The sequence below is a fragment of the Mesorhizobium sp. M1334 genome (assembly GCF_040317995.1).
GTDB lineage: Bacteria > Pseudomonadota > Alphaproteobacteria > Rhizobiales > Rhizobiaceae > Mesorhizobium.
Genome location: NZ_JAMYLM010000022.1, coordinates 25,424 through 45,394, shown reverse-complemented (window position 1 = coordinate 45,394; position 19,971 = coordinate 25,424). Strand labels below are relative to the sequence as shown.

Here is a 19,971-nt window from a genome sequence, read left to right as displayed (position 1 = left end):
CCAATATAATGTTCCGGACTGTGCCATCGCGTTTTCAGATAGCTGTCGATTGCTTCGTGAGGGGCTTCGCTCTTCACGTTCAGAAAAGTACGAACGAACCAGCGGCGAGAAGCGGCGCTGTCCACGATATACGTCGTGAGGCGACAGGCTGCATGGCCCGCGGACCGATGCTGTCTGCGCACTACGAATATCCTAGCACGTAGTGACGATTTAACTGTTTGAGCCAGATGGCAATAGCTGCGAGCTTGACGAAGCACATGAAATTGACGAGCAGTTTGTCGTATCAGGTTGCGACACGGCGGAACTGATACCCTCCGGCGAAGGCCGCCTTGCGAGAGGACGGCACGGTAGCGAGGCTGCGCTCTTAAGGTCGCCCTTACGAGCGAAGTTAGCAGCACAGCATGAGCCATGTGACGTTATTGACCGGGCCTGAGCGTCGTCGTCGTTGGCGTGAAGAGGATCAGTGCCGGATACTGGCCGCGGCATTCGCGCCCGGGGCCACAGTGGCGGCGGTAGCGCGTCAGTACGATGTCGCGACCAGCCTGATCTATAAGTGGCGCCGCACGATGAGCACCCGCGAGACGGGCTTTGCCGAAGTTGTCGTGGTTCCCGATAAGCCTTTCGCCACTTCGGTGCCGGCGGCGCCACCAGCGGTGATCGAGCTGGAGCTCGCCGGCAAGGTGCGGCTGCGGATTCCGCTGACCACGCCGCCGACACTGGCGGCGGCGATGGTGAAGGCGCTGGGTGTTTCATGATCCCGGTCCCGAGCCAGGTGCGGATCTGGTTGGCGGTCGGCCGGACCGATATGCGTCGCGGAATGCAAGGCCTCGCCCTGCAGGTTCAGGAGACGTTGGGCCGGGATCCGCATGCCGGCGATCTTTATGTCTTCCGCGGCCGCAACGGGCAATTATCGACATTCTGCATACGGTTTCCGCTTTGCGACGGTTGCCTATCGCTGGCATCCGTTGTTTGGGAGCACGTTGCAGGTTTCGCCATTTCGTCGTGGGAAGGCGTTGACGTGCATCTACACGGAGGAGCGCCCTGACCTTTGCCGCGAACTCCCGAATTGGATGTTCGACGCCGGCTACTGCGCGGGCATGACGCTCGGGCGACCCGAAATCGGCATCGAGGGTCTCAATGAGTTGACGATCGTCCTGACGGCGCTCGGCGCGAATCGCAAGCAAGGCGCACAATCCCGCCCTTCAAGGAAGAAGGAGAGGGACGGTGCGAAGAAGCCGATATCACAATCGCGCGCAGCTCATCCTGCAGCTGGAGCGTCAAATTCCTCATCCGCCAGTGGGCAAAAACACAAAGGGACTGGTCGAGACATTGGCCGACCTTCTGCTGGAAGCGCTGGCGGCCGAAGCGGATCAGGGAGGCGGTGATGAACCCGAAGATCACGCCTGATCACCTCGCCCGCTCGGCGGTAGTTTACGTTCGTCAATCGACCATGTCGCAAGTGACGGGCAATCTGGAAACTCAGCGCCGGCAGTATGACCTGGCGGGAGCCGCAGAAGCGGTCGGCTTTGCATCGGTGACGGTGATCGACGACGATCTTGGCCGCTCGGGGTCCGGCCTGATGCAGCGACCCGGCTTTGAGCGGCTTGTCGCCATGGTCTGCTCCGGCGATGTCGGTGCGGTCTATTGCATCGAGGCGTCACGACTGGCGCGTAACGGACGGGACTGGCATCATCTGATTGACTTGTGCGCGCTGGCCGGCACGCTGGTCGTCGATCCGGATGGCGCATACGATCCGCGGCTCGTCAACGACCGCCTGCTGCTTGGGCTGAAGGGAACGATGTCGGAATACGAACTGAGCCTGATGCGACAGCGCGGCATCGCCGCCCGTGACTCCAAGGCCAAGCGTGGGGAGTTCCGCTTCATGCTTCCGCCAGGCTTCTGCTGGAGCGAGGCCGATAAGGTCGAGATCGATCCTGACGAGCACGTGGCCGACACCATCCGGCTGGTCTTCGCGAAGTTCCGCGAGTTGGGCAGCGCGCGGCAGGTCTTCTTATGGCTGCGATCGGCAGACATTAAAATGCCCGTGGTCCGGCGCAATGTCGAGGTTTGCAAACTCGTCTGGAAGCCTCCCGCCTACCACAGTGTCACGCAGATTCTTCACAATCCGCTTTATGGCGGCGCCTACGCATTCGGCAGAACGGCGCAGCGGACACGGATTGTCGAGGGGCGCGCCCGTAAGGCCAGCGGCTTCAGGAAGTCTCGCGACGAATGGCATGTGTTGTTGCGTGACAATCATCCTGGTTACATCAGCTGGCAGGAATACGAGGAGAATCAGAAGCTCCTGCTCGAGAACGCGCATATGAAGAAGAACTGCGCGCGCAAATCTGCACGTGGAGGCCGCGCCCTGCTCACGGGATTGATGCGTTGTGGGCGATGCGGACGAATGATGCGCGTCTTCTATGGCATGGCGAACGGCAACGCCCATCGCTACCAGTGCCGCGGCGATGATGCCCATGTCGGCGCTGGCCTGTGCATCGGCATTGGCGGTCTGCGGATTGATCGCGCCGTCGCCCTGCAGATCCTAGAAGCCGTCTCCGATCGTGCCGTGGAAGCCGCGATCTTTGCTTCGGAGCAGGCCGAGCGTTCGCGAAAGGACATCGTTGCCGCCGTCGAGCGGGAGCTGGAAGCAGCCCGATACGATGCCTCGCTGGCCGGGCGTCGTTACGAACTGGTCGACCCCGCCAAGCGCCATGTCGCACGCGAACTCGAGGCTCGCTGGAACGATGCGTTGGACCGCGTGGCCACACTGGAGCGCCGGATCGCGGAGCTGTCGGCTCTGTCGGCGACACGCCCGAAGGTCGATCGCGCCCGTTTGCTTCAGCTTGCCCATGATCTACCGGCGGTATGGAACGCACCCTCAACCGACACTCGGACCAAGCAGCGCCTTATCCATATCCTGGTTCAGGAGATCGTATGTGATCTCGATGAGGCGACCAACGAAGCCGTGCTGCTGATCCATTGGACCGGCGGGCGTCACACCGAGGTGCGTGTTGCCCGCGTCAAGACCGGCCGTTGTCCAGATATGGCGCCGAGCGCCGTCGAAGCACTGCGCAAACTCGCCGGACACTGGCCGGACCGCGAGCTTGCCGTATCGCTCAACCGGATGCGCTGCAAGACCGGCGATGGCGAGACCTGGACGACGGTGCGCGTGCGCGAAATGCGCGAGCGGCTCGGCGTACCCGGATACGATCCAGCCAAGGCTGATGGCGAAATGATCAGTCTGATGAAAGCCGCCGAACGGCTTGGCATCTGCGTCGGGTCCGCGAAAAGCTTGGCTCTCAAGGGCATCCTGCCGGCGAAACAGATTTTGCCCGGTTCGCCCTGGCTGGTCCCCGTTGAAGCACTCGCTTCAGAAGCGGTGCGCATAGGGGTGCAAGGTATCGTCGCTCGTCGACCGAAGTTCTACGAGCAATATCAATACGATAAAGTCGTCCGACTGCCCGGACTCTGACAAGGGGATGCATTATGAAACGAACTGCGGCAACCTGATCAAGATTATCTGGCATGATGGGCTCGGCATGTCGCTATATGCAAAACGGCTCGAGAAGGGCCGGTTTCTATGGCCGTCGCCGGCGGACGGCACGGTTTCCATATCACCGGCGCAGCTCGCCTACATGCTCGACGGGATCGATTGGCGCAACCCGCTTCACACGTTCCGCCCGCAGCGCGCGGGCTGAGTTTTTCTTTGAGTTTGCGCCATTTTCCGCGAGTCAGCGGACGCGTTTTATGATTCACTCCAGGGCATGGTTGCCACCGCCCAGGATGCTGTTCCGGACGATATTGGCGCGCTGAGAGCAGCGCTGACCGCGGCGCTGGCCAGAGCCGAAGACGAGGCCGCGCGCGCTGTGCTGGTCGAGGCCGAACTGGCGGTCGCCAGGGCCAAGGCATCGGATGATGCGGCGCTGATCGCGCATCAGCATCTGACGATCCGGAAGCTGCAGCGGGCGCTGCATGGTCAGAGTTCTGAACGCTCAGCCCGCCTGCACGACCAGATGGAACTCACCTTCGAGGAACTCGAGAGCACCGCGACGGAAGACGAGATCGCCGCCGAACAGGCCGCGGCCCGGACCACCGAGGTGGCGCCTTACATGCGCAAGCGACCGGCGCGCCAGCCATTTCCCGAGCATCTGCCGCGCGAACGCGTGGTCGAGCCGGCGCCGGCCGCTTGCCATTGCTGCGGCGGTCATCGGCTGCGCAAGCTGGGTGAGGATATCACCGAGACGCTGGAGGTGGTGCCGCGGCAATGGAAGGTGATCCAGCACGTGCGGGAGAAGTTCACCTGCCGCGACTGCGAGACGATCAGCCAGGCTCCGGCGCCCTTCCACGCCACCCCGCGCGGCTGGGCCGGTCCCGGCCTGCTGGCGATGATCCTGTTCGAGAAGTTCGGCCAGCATCAGCCGCTTAACCGCCAGGCCGAACGCTATGCCCGCGAAGGCGTGCCGCTCAGCCTGTCGACGCTCGCCGACCAGGTCGGCGCCGGCGCCGCGGCGCTGATGCCGCTGTTCAAGCAGCTCGAAGCCCATGTGCTGGCCGCTTCGCGTCTGCACGGCGACGACACGACGGTGCCGGTCCTGGCCAAGGGCAAGACCGATACCGGCCGATTATGGACCTATGTGCGCGATGACCGACCGTTCGGCGGCGCCGATCCGCCGGCGGCAGTGTTCTACTATTCCCGCGATCGCCGAGGCGAACATCCCGCGACGCATCTCGCCGGCTGGAGCGGCATTCTGCAGGCCGATGCCTTTGGTGGTTATGGCGATCTCTATGCGACGGGTCGTCAGCCGGCGCCTGTTCTGGAGGCCAGCTGCTGGGCCCACAGCCGGCGCAAAGTGTTTGAGCTGGCCGATGTCGAAGCGGCGGCGCGCAAGAAGGCGCACGGCGAGAAGCCCAACCTGGTCTATCCGCTGGCGGTCGAAGCCGTGAAGCGCATCGATGCCCTGTTCGATATCGAGCGCGCGATCAACGGCCTGTCGCCGGCCCAACGCCACGCCGTGCGCCAGGAGCGGAGCGCGCCGCTGGTCACCGAGCTCGAGCGCTGGATGATCAAGACGCGCGACAAGCTCTCGCGCGGGCACGACCTGACCAAGGCCTTCAACTACATGCTGCGCCGCTGGTCATCCTTCACCCGGTTCCTCGACGATGGGCGGATCTGCCTATCCAACAATGCAGCCGAGCGAGCCCTGCGCGAGTCCTGGCTCTTCTGCGGTTCCGATCGCGGCGGACAGCGCGCGGCCGTTCTCTACAGCCTGATCGTCAGCGCCAAGATGAACGATGTCGACCCGCAGGCCTGGCTCGCCGACGTCCTCGCCCGACTGCCCGCCTATCCGGCCCATCGGATCGATGATTTGCTGCCGTGGAATTGGAGATCCGCAAAATTGCGGACCCAACCAGCGGCGGCCTGATCATGCAGCGCAATAAGGTGCATCACGTCTACACCGTCGATCGTGTCGCCAGGGACCTCGGCGTCAGCGAAGCGCTCATCCAGGACCTGACCCTCGGTCTCGAGCCCGAGGACGGCGTCATCTGGGTCTACGGCGCCAACGATGACGACGGGATCTTGGCCTTCACCGATGAAGGCATCGAGGAGGTCAAACTCCTCCTCGAAGAATATCATCGCGTCTCCCCAAAGAAAGCTTGACCCCAGCACTCCGGTGCTCAGGTTCTCCTGGCTGCCGGATGCGGAACTGTTTAAGCTTGCTAAAGAAGCGCTCGATGATGTTGCGCTCCTTGTAGAGTTCAGGTCGTAAGGAAGCTGATGGGCGAAGGCGATGTCATTGCGCTGTCCTGGGCTTGCGATCAGGCGAACGGGAAGCCCGAGTGCATCGCCTGCGGCGTGGATTTTGAAATCGGCGGTTATTCGTGCGTGGACCGCGCTTGCCCTTCGTACAGCCGGGCACAAGCCCTTGATCCGTTCCCACTAATCGTCACAAAGGCGAGATTTGCGCCTTCGAGGTATCCATCCGGCGGAGCCCCTACCGGATGCTTACCCTTCGAGGGAATCCCGACCCGTTAAATAGTCACTACGCTCTAGTTCACCCCAGGTGCATGCTCCTCCGCAATCTCTATTGGTGCAGCGGTGCAGCCGCAATCTGCCACCGTTTGTCGGGACGATCGAAGGTGCCCTTCTCCACGTGCCCGACTGCACTCTCTTCAAGCTCGATCAGGCTGAGCGCTGTGGTGTCCTCCCAAGTTTGATCCTGGCCGCCCGATTGAGGTCAGTCCCTGTCCAGACGTCCTAAGTTTTCATGCACGGTACAGCTTGTTAGGAGTGTCGCTAAGTAGTTCTGCGCCACGCTCCGTCACCAAGATGTGCGCCCCCGTCCCAAACAAGTAGCCGCTTTCGCTGCATAATATATTTGGTATGTGAAACGTCATCCCGCTCTTAAGAGTGTCCTCCGCACCGGGCTCTAAGCTCAGATCACCGCGTGCATTTGAGAGACCAGTTTGGTATCCAGTACGTTGGCGAAAGACTCGTTGACGCCCGGATCGGTTGAGGACTTTGCGCCCGGCAGCGTCCACAGTTCCCGTGGTGGCGCCCGGTATCGCGGCGGCGACGACTGCATCGATGACCTCCTCGGCCAAGGCGTGCAGTGATTCAGTTTCCGGATGTCTACCAAGAACGGCGCACCGGACCAGCCAGGCTGAGTACCCATGTTTCGATCCGGCGACCTCCAAGAACGCCGGCTCATCCTTGTTGATCGAATTCGGCGTGGGCACACCGTGCGGCAATTTGGTCCGCTCCCCGAATAGAATGGTAGTGTGAGGCAAAGTGATTCCACTGCCAGCCTTGCCTGCCCCTGACTGGATAGCGGCTACTAGTATCTTCTCCATTTCCAGCTCCGTAACTCCTTCCTGCAACGAGCTTTGGAAGGTTCGCACTGCCAGATCGGTGATGCGCATAGCGTCGCGCATAACTTCGAGCTCCAAGTCGCTCTTGACGGCCACCACGGAGGTGACCGCCTGAGTAGCGTCGGACATCTTCAGATTAGGAAGCTCCGCCTGAAGTGCACTTACATCGGCTGGGGCAAGGTCCCAGCAGCCCAGCTGAAAACCAACTCGTTTGTTTTGTAATCCGTGTCGCCGAAAGACATCAGCGCACACCTTCGCAAAGTCGCGCCTGTAGCTGTAGGAGACGATCTCGTCGATGCAGCTTTCTGCACGCACGGTCTCTACGTCATACTCGCGCACAACGTAGGTCGGCGCGTGTCCCGGCATAAGAATTAATGGGAACGGCGCGTAGTATACACCATTCCCATCATACCCGGTCAGATACTGAAGATGGTTACGCGAAGTCACCACAAGGGCATCTAAGCCGGCCAGCGCGACCGCCTCTAGAACCCTCTGCTGACGTCCGTCGTATTCCGATTTCGGAAAAGGGGTACTTGTCAGAGGATTTTGCGAAGAAATCGTGGCCATATCTCACCTTATCATCGCTGCGGTAACACTGCGAGTTGGCGTGGGGGATGCCATCCGGTTTCCAGATGGCACGCGCCAACTGCATCTCACTGACAAAATTACTAAACAGTCAACGGGTTCTTACCCGATGATGTGGAGGCCACGCATAAGTCTGCGAAATCTTCCACGATCCAGCGGTCACCACGACGGTGGCTGAAGTTGGTTTCCGTAGATGCGATGGCAAACCACTGCATAGCGGTCACGGAGAAGTCGCAGGCTCCGGGAGCGCGTGCTGATCTGTCGGTCGGGATCGCCACCATGTGACATAGAGAACGACAAGCCAAAGCACTGGCAAGAGCATCAACAGAGATGCCACTGCAGCGATCGTGGGGTCAATCTGGTGGCGAATATTCTCCAACATCTTGAGCGGCAGGGTTCGGATCGAAAGCCCACCGACCAGAGACGTGATGACGACCTCATCGAAGGAGTGGAGAAACGCGAACATGGCGCCTCCGATTACGCCGGGTCGGATCAAAGGCAGCGTCACCTTCAAAAAGGTTTGCACGGGCCCCGCACGCATGCTCTTGGCCGCCCTCTCCAGCGTTCGGTCAAAACTCGCCAGCGTCGCGGACACAATCACGACGACAATGCCGATGGCTCCAATGCTGTGGGCGAGGACGATACCAGTCTTAGAGCCCGCCAGTCCAAGTTTTATTAGCCCAAGATACGTAGCGATGCCGACGACGATCACCGGAAAGGTTATGGGGGTCAGGATGATCATTGTCATGGAGCTGCGGAGCCTTGGACCGACACGGCTCAGGCCGAACGCGGCCAGGGTTCCGACGATGGTCGACAGAACGGCGACTGCAATGCCGATCTGGACGCTGGTCCATGCCGCCCCATTCCAGGATGAATCTCCGAAGAAGGAGTGATACCATTGTAGTGAAAGGCCCGAAGGCGGGAACTGCAGGAACGCCCCTGCACTGAACGACATGATAACGACTATGACCCCAGGGAAAAGAAGGTACGCCATCACGATCATGACGAACACTGTTCCGACGATGTTCGTCCACCGGCTACCACCACCTGCCCGGTAAAGGTGGGCCGACCAGCGCTTCGCGCGGTACGGAGTTGGCAGCTCGCTTAGATTGCGTTTCAACATGCCAACTATCGGCAGACGGATCAGCCAGGGCTTCCGGACTTGGTTCGCCGCGCGCCCTTGGGTACCCGACAGGTCGAGCCCAAGCATGGAAAGCACGACTACAGCGATCGCCAGGAGAATAAAGGACGCCGTCGCGATCCGTGCGATATCGAAGGAGCTTTGGACCTGAGCTTCTATGAAGGTTGACAACATCGCGTCGCGCAAACCGCCGAGCGCGGCTGGCGTTATGTAAAAACCCAGACAGAACACGAAGACCAGCAGTGAGCCACTGCGCACGCCTGGCATGCTCAAAGGGAAGAATACCCGTCGGAAGGCGGTGAATGGCCGCGCCCCCATACTCCTGGCTGCCGCCATGAGCGACCTGTCAATTCCCATCATGGCGCTAACGAGGGGAAGGATCATCAATGGCAACATGATGTGCACCATGCCAATATACACTGCCATGCGGTTGTAGATGAGAGGCAGCGCACTTTGGATCATGCCGATGTCGAGCAATAGATTGTTGATCACGCCGCGATCCCCAAGAATAACGATCCAGGCATATGTACGAGCCAATCCACTGGTGAGATAGGGGACGATGACAAGCGCAATCAGTGTCATGCGCACGCTTTTAGAAGCCGTTACGATAAGATAGGCCGTAGGATACGCGACGATCAAGCAGATGGACGTTGCCACAAGGCTTACTTCGACGGTCTGGAAGAGCACGCGGACGTTCGCCCTTTGGCCAAAGAACTCAAGATAATTTGAAATTGAGAAGTTCGGCGCATTGACGCTGGTCAGGAAGAGCAGAACTATTGGAATACCAAAGACGATGAGCAAAATAGCGATGGCCGGTACTATGAGGCCAAAGGGCATTTGCCCCAGCTTGTGAAAACTTTTCATCAGCCCTACCCTCTTGGTGGCTACGCTGCGACGAAGCGAACGTCGGATCGTAACCAGTCGAGCCGTACCTCGTCGCTAGGACGAAAGATTGGCTGCCCGGCGGCAACGTGCTCACGGATGACGAAGACATTGCCGCCGACCCGCACATGGTATTTCCTCAAGGGGCCGGCATAAATCATATCGTCCACTGTGCCGGGAACGGACTGGCGACGGTCTGCATCGGCGGGCGTCAGTGCCTCAGGTGCAACGATGCGGATACGCTCCGGCCGGATCATAGCCATTGTGCCGGCCGGCTGCTCTGTATCGGATTCGACGCCGAAACCGGAGTTTTCGAGAATATTCGCCTCGCCCACAAATTTTGCGACGAAGGACGTTGCCGGCTGATCGTAGAGCGCCTCGGGGCTGTCGATCTGCTCGATTTTCCCAGCTCGCATGACAACGATACGGTCTGACAAGGTAAGCGCCTCTTCCTGGTCGTGCGTAACGCAGACGGTCGTGATGCCGAACTCTTTGTGTAAGCTCTTCATCTCGATCTGCATCTGCTCGCGGAGATTGCGATCCAGGGCGCCGAGCGGTTCATCAAGTAAGAGGAAGGGCGGATCGGCTATAAGAGCGCGTGCAAGTGCTACGCGTTGCTGCTGACCGCCACTCAAGTGGGACGGCATGCGCAGGCCAAGATCATTTAGGTGCACGCGCGCCAACATGCGGCTGACCCGGGTAGCCCTCTCGGCGGCGCTCACGCCGCGCATCTCGAGCGGGAACTCTAGGTTCCCTGTTACTGTGAGATGCGGAAACAGCGCGTAATTCTGGAATACGATACCTTGGTCGCGTCGATAGGACGGTACTGCGGCGACCGAGTGACCCGCGATCATAATATCTCCCTCACTCGGTGCCTCAAAGCCAGCGAGCAGCATCAGTGTTGTAGTTTTTCCCGAACCGCTCGGACCGAGTATGGTCAGGAACTCGCCGCGACGGACTGTCAGCGACAGATCTCTGACAGCGGCGACCTTCCCATACATCTTGGTGACGTTGCGGAATTCGATTTGCGGCTGAACTGGGCTTAACTCCAACACGCCATCCTTTGGGACTAGATCGGCAGTTTTCGCATGCATGTTCATTATTGCTCCTCAGCACTATACCACCGCTGTTAGACATCGCTTCGACCTGCAGCGGCCACCCCCGAACTCGCTACACCAGAGGACCAAGCTCTCCCAGGTGCTTGGCCAAAATCGGCTATCGTATTTTACAATCCTAAGTTGTAAACTATAAACTTTGATGCGCAGAATCCGCGGACGGCAGTCGAACAATAGCACCGCCCGGCTTGCCGTCATGACCCAGTCGGACCTTAAGTCTATTGCAGAACCCATTCATTCCAGCGCTGAATGAGTCGTTCAATGTTTGACAGACCGTCCGGGCCAACATCAGAATACCACTGACCGTTCATCGAAACGCTGCTGCTCATGTAGTCCGGATGAGTAGGAAGTTTCCGGGCCACCTGATCTGGGATCAGTTTGAATGCGTTACGGTTGCTTGGACCTTCCGGAAATAGCTGCGAGAAGGCTGCTTGGCGGTCAGCACGAGTTGCGAATTCGATGAACTTCTGAGCGGCCTGAGCGTTCGGACTGTCTTTAGGAATTACCCAGCAGTCCCATTGTAGCTTTGCCTGATTCCGATTGATCTCAGTTGGTGCTCCCTGATCGACCAGAAGGAGCGCTCGCCCGTCATAGGATTGCGCGATGTCAACGGCCTTGTCATGCAACATTTGTTGGATTTCGGAGCCGCTCCCCCACCATTTGCGGATGTGCGGCTTGATTTTGTCCAGACTTGCGAAAATGCGATCGATATCCATTGGGTAGAGTTGATCGGCAGGTACGCCATCCGCCAAGAGAGCTTCCTCCCAAGGCCCTTCCGAACCGTACTGCCCGGACACCAGCGTTCGAACACCAGGAAATTTCTCGACGTCCCAGAATTCCGCCCAGGTTGTGGGCCGCGGCTTACCAACAGGAAAAGCTTCAGTATTGTATACCATGTTGTAGGAATAAATGAGCGCGGCGACGCCGAACTTCTGCTTGGCGAAGTCGTAAATAGCGTCCAACTCTTCCTTTTTGTAGATCGAATAATCGATCTCCTCAAGAACCTCCTTTCGACCCGCTGTAAGGGCGGACGCCTGCGATAGGGTGGCAACATCCAGCGTGACGTTGCCTGATTTCACCATCAACTCAATCTTACCCATGTCTATATCGTCGGTGATCGGCGTGACCTTGATGCCCGTTTCAGTTTCGAATGGCTTGGCGTAGGCTTGGATGTTTGCTTTGCCCCAATCGCCGCCGCCCAACGCCACAGTTATTTCGCTCAACGATTGTGCCGAGGCCCGGTTCGCGACCGAGGACAGCGCGCCGACCGCGATAGCGGATGAGGTCGCCTGCATGAAACGTCTGCGGTTTATCCTATAGTTCATAGGTATCCCCTTTTTTGTTGTCTTGACCGCGACCGGCCAAGATGTTTGCATTGTCTAAATGCTTTCAGACAGCCAGCGCCGTTTCTGCAAGTTGACGCAACTAGCCGATGCCATAAGGCAGGGCTTCGTCATTAACGACGCATTCTGGATTGTGCAGGGCAGCGGTCGGGCCATTGCCAAGTAAAACGTAGGCGCCCGGGCGCGCCTCAAGTATGTGCGCGAAATCCTCCAATCCCATGCTCGGCTTAAATTTGTCGTTGGATGCAAGCCTGACCAGACCTCGTGCCCAACCGCCCGATTGCTCCCGTCCGTGTGATTGATCATGAGGGGATCGAGGCGCGGGTGCCTAAATTCGACTTCGGCACCGAATCCGGGCGCAATACCCTGCGCGCATGCCTCAATCTGTCGTTCTGCGAAGTCTCGCAGGGCGGGCGTGAGCGTCCTTGCAGTGCCGGCGATCTCAGCGTGTTCTGGGATGATGCTGTAGGCCTGGCCGGCGTTTAATTTGGTGACGGAGATGACGAGGGACTCGGGCGCGTCGGTGTTGCGCGAGACCAAGGTTTGCAGGCCGACGATGACATGTGCTGCTATGACAATGGGGTCAATAGTCCGATGCGGGTTGGCCGCATGGCCGCCCCTGCCCTTCACGAGGATGTCAAACTCGTAGACCGCGGCAGAGATACGGCCGCCACAAATCCCGAACCTGCCGACGTCAAGGCCTGGCTGATTGTACATGCCATTGACCTGGGCGATGCCGAAACGGGCCAGCCCGATAATCGAGCTCTGGATTTTCATGGAGGTCTCGGCGCCATGTGGCTGCCTCGCCCTGAATTTCCCTAAATTGCATCTGTGCGTTCCCTTGGTTAGCGATGATCGATCGCCCGTCTGTTTTCGTCAAATTCAGTTTGTGTATTATCGTCATCTAGAAGTGAGATGGAGGATAAGCTGGCGAAGTAGCTGCTCCAACCCGATTGTTACCGAATCCCTGGTTAACTGCGCGGTACAATGCGGGTACTTTTGGACGACGGGGCATCGTTTGCGAGAGCGGTGTCATCCGCGGTCGAAAAGACGCGCCGCTTGATCGGCCGTTCGCGAGTGATCCCGACTCCGCACCAGCAAGGACGTCTTCTATGCGCTCAAAATCTGCGCTACGGCTCTCAAAATACGCGCCATTCTAGTCCCTATGATTGCCGGGCCTAGGGTGGCCGTCATCCGTTATGCAACGGTTACGAGGGTTAAGCCGGCTGGCCGGCGCAGAGCCTCATGCACAGGAGACGGGCATATGGAACACAGCAGATTTGTAAGTTTGAATGTTAGCCCTGTTCACGTTGTGATCCTTGACGGATCGGATTGCACATTCAAGCGGGGGTGAGCCCATCGAGGCTCGTGTGTGGGCGATTCACGTTGTAGTCGATTCTTCGATGCATTGCGGGCGAGCCGATAGCTGGTGGAGGGCGGTTCGTTGAGGCACTCATCGCGTAGCCGACCATTGAAGCTTTCCACGAAGCCATTATCCGGCATGATGTTCTTGGTGGCATCGTTTTGCTCGGTACGTCAGGTTCGTTAAGGTTGGCGCATCCGGGCCACGGGGCACCGGGAGCACGCAAGTGCGGGCAGGCCGTCGTATGCAGATGAACTGCGAGTTCGAGCACATTATCTGGCCGCCCCTACGACTCGCCCGGATGCGCTGCGAGCGCGGATCCGTATTTGTCGTGTTGCCCGCTCGCTCCCTGTTCGTGACCAACGATGGAGGGAACCGTGCGTATTATCGGCATGGACATACACCGCGTAGCCGCCGAGGTCGTGTCGTTGCTTGATGGCAAGATCGTCAAGCTCGGCCGCGTTCAAATGCTGCGCAACAAGCTCGAGGAGTTCGCCAGGAAGGAACTCACCCACGATGATCATGTGGTGATCGAGGCCACGGGCAATGCTGCTGCCGTCGCTGAAGTGCTGTCGCCCTACGTCGATCGGATCGTGATCGCCAATCCCAAGCAGGTGCACATGATCGCGCACGCGAAGGTGAAGACTGACACGATCGACGCCACTGTCCTTGCGAAGCTCTACGCCTCGGGCTTTCTGCCGGAGGTCTGGGTTCCGGATCCGGGGACCCTTGCCCCCCGAAGACAGGTCACCAGGCGGACACAGCTGGTTCGCCAGCGTTCGCGGCTGAAGAACCTGATCCAGTCAATCCTCCACGCCCACCTGATCCCGCCGTGTCCGCATGGGAACCTCGTCGGGATCAGCGAGCGCAAATGGCTGACGAGGCAAATATTGCCTGCGGATGAGCGCGCCGCCATCGAGCGCCACCTCGGCTTGATTAACCAGATCAACGAGGCGTTGACGGTGGTCGAGGCGGATATCGCCGTACATGCCCTTCAGGATCCGACAATCCGCCGCCTGATGACGTTGCCCGGCCTCGACGTCACCGTGGCTGCGAGCGTTGCCGCGGCAATCGGCGACATACGGCGCTTCAGCGATCCACAGAAGCTCGTTGCCTATCTTGGCCTGAATCCCAGCGTGCGGCAGTCCGGTGAGGGGCCAGCCTATCACGGGCGCATCACGAAGCAGGGCCGCGGCCATGCGCGGGGGATGCTGGTCGAGGCGGCATGGGCGGCTGTGCGATCGCCAGGACCTCTTCGCGCCTTCCACAAGCGGATCGCCTCGCGCCGCGGGAAGCACATCGCGGCCGTCGCCACTGCGCGCAAGCTTGCAATGATCATCTGGCACATGCTGAGCAAGGATACCGACTACATCTGGGCCCGGCCGGCCTTGCTCGCCCGCAAGTTCAGATCGGTCGAGCTGCGTGCCGGCCTTCCGACCAGCCATGCCAGACGCGGCACCGCCTTCGACTACAACATCCCGGCCAAGCGCGCCGAAGAACGATCCTGCGTCGAGAAGGCGGAAGCTGGCTATGCAGCAGCGAATTCCCGATGGCAAACGAGGCCGGAAAGGCAGAAGGCTGTGGAAAAAGCCGCCGAATGAGAAGAACGGGCTATTCTACAACATCCGTTTGCATCGGCTTGCCCGGCGCGCTGTAGTGCCATCGATCCTCCTGCCACGAGGATGGCATTCGAGGTCAGATCGGTCTCATAGCACCTAAAGGAATGAAGGAGTGGCGGCAGCCGAGACAGCGGTGCGCGCAGCTTTTCGCTGCAGGCGCACCGGTCGAGGCGGCCATGGCCAGTCAAAGTTTCTTTAGAATGTGAATGTTCACAACCCATTCCGGAGAGACCGACATGACCACTTCAGATTCTACACCCGCCGCGGTGCTGGTAGCGATCGACGTTGCCAAGGGGCGCAATGAAGTTCTGATCGAAGCATCAGCCACAAGCGCCGGCGTCGGCTTTTAGTCCTCAGCACCCGTACTGAGCACGACCACATGATCGAAGTGCTGCAGGCGTACGGCCGCCCTGTGGTCTGCGCCTTCGAGGCGACCGGAACTATGACCGGCCGAGCAACCAGAGTGCGTTCTGCAGGCCTTCAGCGAGCGCAACGAAGCTCACGCCGCCGAGCACGACATGGGCACGTTCAAAGCCGGAATAGGCGAGCCGGAAATGGTCGACCGGTGATCGAGCTGCTGTCCGGCGATGGTGAGGCCAGCACTGCCCATATCGGTGAAATCCGACAGGCCGAGGCGGCCGGGTTCGTGCACTTCCCGGAAGATGACTTCCTGTTCCTCGCCATGGACAGCGCGCCAGGATCGATGCGACGCTCGTAAGTGCGGCGAATGGCGTTGCCCAGCTCGGGAAGAACGCCGCAGCATCTCCTCGAAGATTGCGACCGGCCGGATTCCCGGCGCGGCCGGCATCAGCGGCACGATCTCGGCGTCAAAAATGTCGGCGAGCGGATCGGGGCGGCGCCGTTGCCGCGGAACCTTCCTTGCGAGGGCACTCTCGAATCGTTATCGGTGCGATAGGCCGTGGCCGCTGATCGACGCCCCTTGGCCGCCGCGACGGCCGTCGTATTGACCTGCCGGAACTTAATGAAAAGCCTCATGCTGGTGATCGGCTACGTCGCGGCCCGCACAAAGTGATTCGTCCAATCGGAAAACATCAGACCTCGACCCGTGATCACACAACGCGAAGGGAACGCCGCCGTGCCGTGGTGCGCCGCATCGTCGGCTGGAGGGGCTGGAAGCCGCCGCAGCCCTGGCGCAGCTCTATGCGACGCGTGAACTTCTTCCAGCCCTCCTTCAAGCTGGCCGCAAAGGAGCGGGACGGCGCCCGCGTGCGTAAGCGCTATTATCGCCCGCTGCGAATCCGCTCAATCCGCAAGTCAAGCCGAAGGGAAAACAGGGCGACCGGATTCCTAACGCTCGTCACCAACGAACTGCAAGCGTGGTTTGACCAACAGCCCTGGCGGAGCCACGAATTGCTGGAGCGCCTGCAGGCGGAGTGTCCGACGCTACAGCGCCGCTCGCCGCTTGAAGATCTGACGAAAGGAAAAGGCGCACGCAATGGTGTTCGGCGCGATGCAGTTCGAGCCGGCAATCGAGCCGATGACGAATTGATCCGGATCCTAGTCGTGGGGAACATCACGATGAGGCAACGGATAATGTCGGTCGGGAGCATTCGTGTGAGACTATACGCGCTCTTGCCGCGCCGCATCCTCAAGCCATACTCGAAGAACAGTCCCGGAGACCCTCCCAGCCGCACCCAGGCCGCCCATTCAATCCATCCTTCGCCCTGATTCGACTTGCTTAGGCATCATGCGCGATAGAGCGTGGGGGGTGTGTGGCTCAATATTTCCGCACCACGCTCTGTCACCAGGACGTGAGCGCCAACCCCGAATAAGTACCCGTTTTCGCTGCACAATATATTAGGCATGTGCAAGGTCATGCCGGTCTTCAGGATATCCTCCGCGCCCGGCTCCAAGCTCAGGTCACCGCGTTCAGTCCAATTAATTCCGGTCTGGTATCCGGTTCGTTGGCGAAAGACTCCCTTGCGCCCAGATCGCTTCAGCACCTCACGGCCGGCAGCGTCGACTGCCGCCGCGGAGGTACCCGGCTTAACTGCGGCAACGAGGGCGTCAATGACCTCCTCGGCCAAGACGTGTAGAGACTCAGCCTCAGGATGTCGCCCAAGCACAGCGCACCGGACCATCCCTACGGTGTACCCGTGTTTTGAAGCGCCGATTTCCAGAAAAGCCGGCTCGTTATGCCTAATCGGATGTCGAGATGGGGGGCCATGCGGCAACTTCGTCCGTTCCCCGAACAGAATGGTGGGGGGAGACATCCCAATCTCACCGCCCATATTGCTGACATCTGCCTTGATCGCTTCTGCTATGGTTCCCGCCATCTCCAACTCGGTAACACCTACTCGCAGCGATTGATGGAACGTTCGCACTGCCAAGTCAGTCATGCGCATCGCGTCGCGCATGCACTCCAGTTCTAGCTCGCCCTTCACCGCCGCCACGGACGACACTAGCCGAGTCGCATCAGCGATCTTCAAACCGGGAAGCTGCGCCTGAAGCGCATTGACATCTGCCATCGCGAGGTTCCAGCAGCCAAGCTCAAAACCGACCCTCTTGCCGTCCAGTCCATACCGGCGAAGGACGTCGGCACAAACTTTCCCAAAATCTTGCTGGTGGGTGTAGGTAACTATCTCATCGATGCAACTATACGCACGGACCGCTTTCTCGTCATACTGCCGCACAACAAATGTTGGCGGCCGATCGGGCACCATGATCAAAGGGAACGGCGCGAAGTACCCGCCACTGCCATCGTATCCGCTGAGATACCGAAGATGGCCATGGGCACTCACCACAAGTGCGTCTAGCCCCGCGCTCGCCACCGCCTCCAGCACGTTGAGCTGCCTGTGCTCGTACTCAGATCTCGGGAACGGGACACCCGTCAGAGGAATAGCTGAGGATATCGTCGCCATATCTCACCTCAATGATTTGCCATGTTGCGGTTCTGTAGCGGAACAGTACGCATCGGAACGATGTTCGAAGCTGTCGTTTAAGGTTCCGGGTTTGGTTCAGGCAGACATTCAACCGTCCTGGCCGCTTGCGTCAAATGCAGTTTTCATATCGTCGTCATCTGGCGGCGAGATGAACGGCCAGTACAGCGGCAATTCACTGATGTGCTTGATCGACCTGCCCAACTACTGGAAAAAAAGCGCAACGGCCCCACGCTTCAGTCTCTGTCTGAGTTCGTGACAGAACCTTTCCGTTCACCCGTGGTCGGAACTGGTGTAATCGACCAACCGATTAAGTCGACAGCGTGCTGAAGTATGGCCTTGGTCTGAGCAAGGCTTGATGAAGCGGCGATGACATGTCCGATCCAATCTCGGTAATCGCCTTTCCTGATGATCGGCGTCTTGGGTTCAATATACAATTTGACCTCGGCGACACCCGGCACAGCAGCCGCCCTGGCATCGCCATCAATCCAATCGAGGGTGCCATCGCTATCAGGAAGCAGGATCCGTGCGGCCGCAGCATGCGAACGGCTTCTGCGCAAATCCCATTCCTCGCCTATGACAAGCTTGATGTGCTCGGTAATGAGATCGACACCATAAGCCAGCTGGACGAGTTGAGGATCGGGTGAGCCACCAGCACGCGGATTGACTTCAATGACCACTGGGCCACGGTTCGTCCACCGGAATTCAATGCCGGTTGGCCCCCAGCCAAGGTCGAGAGCTCGTAAACAGCCTAGCGAAAGATCCACGATACGTTCATGCTCGTGATAAGTGAGCGGGGCCGGAAAGGCGAACTCCCGATAGACGAAATGCGGTGGGGGGCCGAAGCTAGCTGCGCCAATCGCCAATACCTCATTTCCCATTATCTTAGCGTAATAATGGGAGCCTTGTGCGAATTCTTCGACCAGTATCCTCGGCGAGGACCGACATATGTGCTTCCCGCCCAACAGGTAGGTCGTATGTTCAGCTACCTCTTCGATGTTGCGGCACAATCGGACACCGATGCTGCCGCTGCCTATGGCCGGCTTAACAATCACCGGCAGGCCGATTTCCGCGGCAGAGATTTCTACCTCCGACGCATTTGCTGCCAGTCGATAAGCAGGTATTGGAACACCGGCCCCAGCAAGGAGCTGACGTTGCGTGAATTTGTCACAGCATTGTTCAATCGATGCGGGGTTCGGTCCCGGTAGATCGAAATGCTGGCAAAGCTTCCCGACTGTCGCATAGACCGATTCGTCGTCCCCAGCAAAGCCAGTAATGCCAGCAATGTCGTACGTCGCGCGTAGTCGCGAACATTCGCGGATCAGCGCATCGAGATTGTCTGTATCGACCCGGATTGCCTCAATTTGTTCCGCCGCAAGATAGCCGTAGCGAGCTGGATCGGCCGACAGAGTGACTGGGTGAAGACCAAGACGCTGAGCCGCTTGGACGTATAGCAGACCAATACCCCTATGACCTTCAATCAGGATTAGCGCTCTTCTTACCATCACTGTCTCCGACGTTGCGTCTGTGCCGAGCGAAAATCGGCTTCAGCTTTTGTTAGCCGTGCGTGATCTCCGACTTTGGGTGAACGTACCATTGTGAACGATCTGCGGTTGTTAAGATTGCGTAAACTTAGTCGAAAGATCTGTTCCCACGTGTTGGTTTACTGGTGTTGTCGCATCGCCACAAAAGATGTTAGCATTGCAGATGCTACAGCCATAAGGCAGCGGCGGCGAACATGATTCGGCGACGAATGAAGTTGCCGGCGAGAACCCCGGCGAAAACGGACAAATGAAAGCGGGCAGGTTAGATGACGCCTGCACCAGCGCCCAGCCGAACAGCTGCGAGGTCGCCACTCCAGCCTCTCGCGATTGCCGACACCTTCACGCCGCCTCGATCAGTCGTGCCTTCGCTTGCGCCGACCAGGGCCGCCGCGGACGCTGCGGGCTTGCCTCCAGCCGGAACCGCCTCAAGAACATAGAGACTTCTTTCATCAGACATAGGCGCAGACATAGAAATTGACACCGCAAGCTCCTCGCTCCTTCGGTGTCATCATCTCTCGCCCATCTCATGCCGCGCCAGATGTATGGGCTTCGAGCTTGCGAAACAAATCCTTCAGTTAAATTTACAAAACCTTTGCGACGCAGATCACT

16 protein-coding genes and 3 pseudogenes are annotated in these 19,971 nt (G+C 59.2%); 9 read left to right on the top strand and 10 right to left on the bottom strand.

The features are described from left to right. Nucleotides 1-401 precede the first annotated feature (401 nt). From tnpA to NKH17_RS26850, 7 genes are all read left to right on the top strand, one after another. A complete protein-coding gene (tnpA, locus tag NKH17_RS26880) occupies nt 402-755 on the top strand; it encodes an IS66-like element accessory protein TnpA (RefSeq protein WP_352972739.1) in 354 nt (117 codons plus the stop codon). Beyond that, nucleotides 752-1,045 carry an IS66 family insertion sequence element accessory protein TnpB gene (gene tnpB / locus NKH17_RS26875; protein ID WP_352972737.1) on the top strand — a complete coding sequence of 98 codons (294 nt, stop codon included), beginning with the start codon at nt 752-754 and terminating at the stop codon, nt 1,043-1,045. Before tnpA ends, tnpB (NKH17_RS26875) begins: the two co-directional genes overlap by 4 nt. Nucleotides 1,046-1,224: 179 nt before the next feature. Further along, entirely contained in the window at nt 1,225-1,407 is a 183-nt protein-coding gene (locus NKH17_RS26870) for a hypothetical protein (RefSeq protein WP_031203903.1), read from the top strand. Then, entirely contained in the window at nt 1,385-3,472 is a 2,088-nt protein-coding gene (locus NKH17_RS26865; protein ID WP_352972734.1) for a recombinase family protein, read from the top strand. The genes NKH17_RS26870 and NKH17_RS26865 overlap by 23 nt, the downstream gene beginning before the upstream one ends. A 7-nt stretch (nt 3,473-3,479) precedes the next feature. Then, nucleotides 3,480-3,698 (top strand): IS66 family insertion sequence element accessory protein TnpB, encoded by a 219-nt coding sequence (tnpB, locus tag NKH17_RS26860; RefSeq protein WP_352972732.1) that lies wholly within the window; start codon nt 3,480-3,482, stop codon nt 3,696-3,698. A gap of 66 nt (nt 3,699-3,764) precedes the next feature. After that, complete coding sequence (gene tnpC / locus NKH17_RS26855; protein ID WP_352972729.1) at nt 3,765-5,423, top strand: IS66 family transposase; 1,659 nt, start codon at nt 3,765-3,767, stop codon at nt 5,421-5,423. Between the two features lie 2 nt (nt 5,424-5,425). Next, nucleotides 5,426-5,659, top strand: coding sequence for a hypothetical protein (locus tag NKH17_RS26850; protein ID WP_023731894.1), 234 nt, complete (start codon nt 5,426-5,428; stop codon nt 5,657-5,659). A 40-nt stretch (nt 5,660-5,699) separates the two neighbouring features. Here NKH17_RS26850 and NKH17_RS26845 read toward each other — a convergent pair. The 7 genes and pseudogenes from NKH17_RS26845 to NKH17_RS26815 all read right to left on the bottom strand — a co-directional run. Beyond that, nucleotides 5,700-5,863, bottom strand: a pseudogene (locus tag NKH17_RS26845) (IS5/IS1182 family transposase); the annotation flags it as partial. A gap of 401 nt (nt 5,864-6,264) precedes the next feature. Then, nucleotides 6,265-7,437: a M24 family metallopeptidase gene (locus tag NKH17_RS26840; RefSeq protein ID WP_352972727.1), complete on the bottom strand. Its 1,173-nt coding sequence runs from the start codon at nt 7,435-7,437 to the stop codon at nt 6,265-6,267. Nucleotides 7,438-7,675: 238 nt separating this feature from the next. After that, a complete protein-coding gene (locus NKH17_RS26835; protein WP_352972725.1) occupies nt 7,676-9,460 on the bottom strand; it encodes an ABC transporter permease subunit in 1,785 nt (594 codons plus the stop codon). A gap of 20 nt (nt 9,461-9,480) precedes the next feature. Then, the gene (locus tag NKH17_RS26830; protein ID WP_352972723.1) at nt 9,481-10,578 is read right to left on the bottom strand and encodes an ABC transporter ATP-binding protein; all 1,098 of its coding nucleotides are present in this window, start codon (nt 10,576-10,578) and stop codon (nt 9,481-9,483) included. Nucleotides 10,579-10,811: 233 nt separating this feature from the next. Beyond that, nucleotides 10,812-11,918, bottom strand: coding sequence for an ABC transporter substrate-binding protein (locus tag NKH17_RS26825; protein ID WP_352972721.1), 1,107 nt, complete (start codon nt 11,916-11,918; stop codon nt 10,812-10,814). Between the two features lie 54 nt (nt 11,919-11,972). Beyond that, nucleotides 11,973-12,713, bottom strand: coding sequence for a peptidase dimerization domain-containing protein (locus tag NKH17_RS26820; protein ID WP_352972718.1), 741 nt, complete (start codon nt 12,711-12,713; stop codon nt 11,973-11,975). A 563-nt stretch (nt 12,714-13,276) separates the two neighbouring features. Further along, nucleotides 13,277-13,430, bottom strand: a pseudogene (locus NKH17_RS26815) (integrase core domain-containing protein); the annotation flags it as partial. Between the two features lie 246 nt (nt 13,431-13,676). On the opposite strand from NKH17_RS26815, the gene NKH17_RS26810 reads away from it, so the two are divergent. Then, nucleotides 13,677-14,900 (top strand): IS110 family RNA-guided transposase, encoded by a 1,224-nt coding sequence (locus NKH17_RS26810; RefSeq protein WP_352972716.1) that lies wholly within the window; start codon nt 13,677-13,679, stop codon nt 14,898-14,900. Nucleotides 14,901-15,367: 467 nt separating this feature from the next. Here the strand turns inward: NKH17_RS26810 and NKH17_RS26800 are convergent. Continuing rightward, nucleotides 15,368-15,960: pseudogene (locus NKH17_RS26800) on the bottom strand (IS21 family transposase); the annotation flags it as partial. Nucleotides 15,961-16,019: 59 nt separating this feature from the next. Here NKH17_RS26800 and NKH17_RS26795 point away from each other — a divergent pair. Then, nucleotides 16,020-16,607, top strand: a complete 588-nt coding sequence (locus tag NKH17_RS26795) for a hypothetical protein (RefSeq protein WP_352972714.1) — start codon at nt 16,020-16,022, stop codon at nt 16,605-16,607. A gap of 17 nt (nt 16,608-16,624) precedes the next feature. Here the strand turns inward: NKH17_RS26795 and NKH17_RS26790 are convergent, their stop codons facing one another. Both NKH17_RS26790 and NKH17_RS26785 read right to left on the bottom strand, forming a co-directional pair. Continuing rightward, nucleotides 16,625-17,800 carry a M24 family metallopeptidase gene (locus NKH17_RS26790; protein ID WP_352972712.1) on the bottom strand — a complete coding sequence of 392 codons (1,176 nt, stop codon included), beginning with the start codon at nt 17,798-17,800 and terminating at the stop codon, nt 16,625-16,627. Nucleotides 17,801-18,054: 254 nt separating this feature from the next. Next, entirely contained in the window at nt 18,055-19,323 is a 1,269-nt protein-coding gene (locus tag NKH17_RS26785; protein WP_352972710.1) for an ATP-grasp domain-containing protein, read from the bottom strand. Nucleotides 19,324-19,971 lie beyond the last annotated feature (648 nt).